The sequence below is a fragment of the Micromonospora sp. NBS 11-29 genome (assembly GCF_002140155.1).
Classification (GTDB): domain Bacteria; phylum Actinomycetota; class Actinomycetes; order Mycobacteriales; family Micromonosporaceae; genus Micromonospora.
The window spans coordinates 1,415-4,277 of sequence record NZ_NAPR01000009.1; the positions used below are offsets into that span (position 1 = coordinate 1,415).

The following is a 2,863-nucleotide window of genomic DNA, read 5'->3' on the forward strand; positions in this document are numbered from 1 at the left end:
ATCCTGATTCACCGCCGAACCCCGCACCACCGCGAGGATCCGCCGGCCGTCGCGCTGGGCGTCGGAGAGGCGCTGCACCAGCAGCACGCCGACGCCCTCGCCCCAGCCGGTGCCGTCGGCGCCGTCGGCGAACGCCCGGCACCGCCCGTCGCCGGCGAGGCCGCCCTGGCGGGAGAACTCGACGAACGCGCCCGGGGTGGCCATCACGGTCACGCCGCCGGCCAGCGCCAGGTCACACTCGCCGGTGCGCAGCGACTGCGCGGCCAGGTGCAGCGCCACCAGGCTGGACGAGCAGGCGGTGTCGACGGTGACCGCCGGCCCTTCGAACCCGAACGCGTACGACACCCGGCCGGACAGGACGCTGGCCGAGGCGCCGGTGGCGCCGTAGCCGGCGAGGTGCTCACCGCCGTACCGGATGAGGTGGTCGAAGTCCTGCCCGTTGGTGCCGGCGAAGACGCCGACCCGGCTGCCACGCAGCGACGAGGGGTCGATCCGGGCGTCCTCGATCGCGGTCCACGACGTCTCCAGCAGCAGCCGCTGCTGCGGGTCCATGGCGACCGCCTCGCGGGGCGAGATGCCGAAGAAGTGCGCGTCGAACGCGTCGGCGTCGGCGAGGAAGGCGCCCCGGGTGACGTCGGGCGGGAGCGCGGACAGGTCCCAGTGCCGGTCGGTCGGCAGGTCGGTCATCGCGTCGACGCCGTCGGCGAGCAGCCGCCAGAACTCCGCCGGGGAGCTGGCTCCGCCGGGGAAGCGGCAGCCCATGCCGACGATGACGATCGGGTCGTCGTCGACGGGTCGTACCGTCGGGGTTTCGGTTGCGGTCTGTCCGCCGGTCAGTTCGGTGCGCAGGTGGGCGGCCAGGGCGTCGGGGTTGGGGTGGTCGAACGCGATCGTGGCGGGCAGCGTGAGACCGGTGGCGGTGTCGAGTCGGTTGCGCAGCTCGACGGCGGTCAGCGAGGTGAACCCGAGGTCACGGAACGCGCGCTGGTTGGGCACCTGGTCGGCGCTGCCGTGGCCGAGGACGGCGGCGATCTCCGCGCGGACCAGCTCGCCGAGGGTGTCCTGCTGCTCGGTCGGGGTGAGGCCGGCGAGCCGGCGGCGCAGCGTGGCCGCCCGGTCGTCCTCGACCGGGGCGGTGACGGCGGTGAGCAGGTCGCGGATCAGCGGGTCGGGCCGCTGACCCGGGGTGGCGGCGACGCGGTCCCAGTCGACGTCGGCGACGACGACGTGGGTTTCGTCGTCATCGAGCGCCCGGTGCAGGGCGCGGACCGCGCCGGCCGGGTCCATGGCCCGGATGCCGCCGCGGGCCATTCGGCGTTCGACGTCGCCGGCGCTGACGCCGCCGTCGGCCCAGAGTCCCCAGCCGATGGAGGTGGCGGGCAGCCCGTCGGCGCGGCGACGCCGGGCGAGCGCGTCGAGCCAGGCGTTGCCGGGGGCGTAGTTGCCCTGCCCGGGTCCCGCCATCGTGCCGGCGAGGGAGGAGAAAAGCACGAACGCGGTCAGGTCGTGGTCGCGGGTCAGTTCGTCGAGGTGGCGGGCGGCGTCGACCTTGGCGCGCAGGGCGGTGGCCATCCGGTCGACGGTGAGCGCGTCGGTGACCGTGTCGTCGAGGGCCGCCGCGGTGTGCACGACGGTGCGCAGCGGCGCGTCGGCGGGGATGGTGGCGAGGAGGTCGCGCAGCGCGTCCCGGTCGGCGGCGTCGCAGGCCGCGATCGTGACCCGGGTGCCGTGCGCGGTCAGTTCGTCGGCCAGTTCGGTGGCGCCGGGCGCGTCGGGGCCGCGGCGGCTAACCAGCAGGAGGTGGTCGACGCCGGCGGCGGCGAGGTCGCGGGCGACGTGCGCGCCGAGCGCACCGGTGCCGCCGGTGACGAGCGCGGTGCCGCTCGGGGTCCAGCTCCGTCCGGCGCCGACGCTCCGCCCGGCCGGGACCAACCGCCGGGTGTACGCGCCGGCGGCCCGCACCGCCACCTGGTCCTCGATCGGGTCGGCGGTGAGCAGCCGGCGCAGCCGGGGTACGGCGCGGGCGTCGACGGCCGGGGGCAGGTCGACGAGGCCGCCCCAGCGGTGCGGGTGTTCGGCGCGCAGTGCGCCGCCGAGGCCCCAGAGCAGCGCCTGGTCGGGGTCGACGGTCGGGTCGGCGGGGTCGGCGGCGACGGCGTGGCGGGTGGCGACCCAGAGGCGGGCGGTGCTCCCGGCGTCGCCGAGCGCCTGCGCGAGGGTGAGGGTGGCGGCGAGTCCGGCGGGCACGGACGGGCTGTCCGGGTGCGCTCCGGGGGCGAGGCCGAGCAGCGACAGCACGGTGCCCGGGGTGGGCAGCGCGCCGAGGTCCCGGGCGAGGTCGTCGCGGTGGTGACCGGCGGGCACCGGCAGCACCCGGACGCCGGGGCCGGTCAGCGCGTCGGCCCATTCCCGGGCCGGCCCGTCGGTTCCGGCCGGTACGACCAGGAGGAGGTCACCGTCGCCGGTTCGGGCGGGTTCCGGCAGCGGCTGCCAGGCGATCCGGTAGTGCCAGGAGTCGAGCGTGGACTCGTGTTCCTGGCGGCGTCGCCAGGCGGAGAGCGCGGGGAGCACGGCGGCGAGGGGCGCGTCGGGGTCGACGGCGAGCGCGGCGGCGAGGCCGGCCAGGTCCTCGTTCTCGATGACCTGCCAGAACGCGGTGTCGTCGGTGTCGGCGCGCTGGCCCCGGGTGCGGGCGTCGAGCCAGTACCGCCGGTGGTGGAAGGCGTAGGTGGGCAGGTCGACGGTGGCCGGGTGGTGGCCGTCGCGGGTGAACCAGGCCGACCAGTCCACCGGCGTCCCGGTGACGTGCAGCCTCGCCAGGGCGGTCGTCACCGCGGTGACCTCGTCCCGATCCCGCCGCAAC

1 pseudogene is annotated in these 2,863 nt (G+C 76.6%); it reads right to left on the reverse strand.

The annotated features are described in order from the left end of the window. Positions 1 to 2,832, reverse strand: a pseudogene (locus B1205_RS13325) (SDR family NAD(P)-dependent oxidoreductase); the annotation flags it as partial. Positions 2,833 to 2,863: the final 31 nt, after the last annotated feature.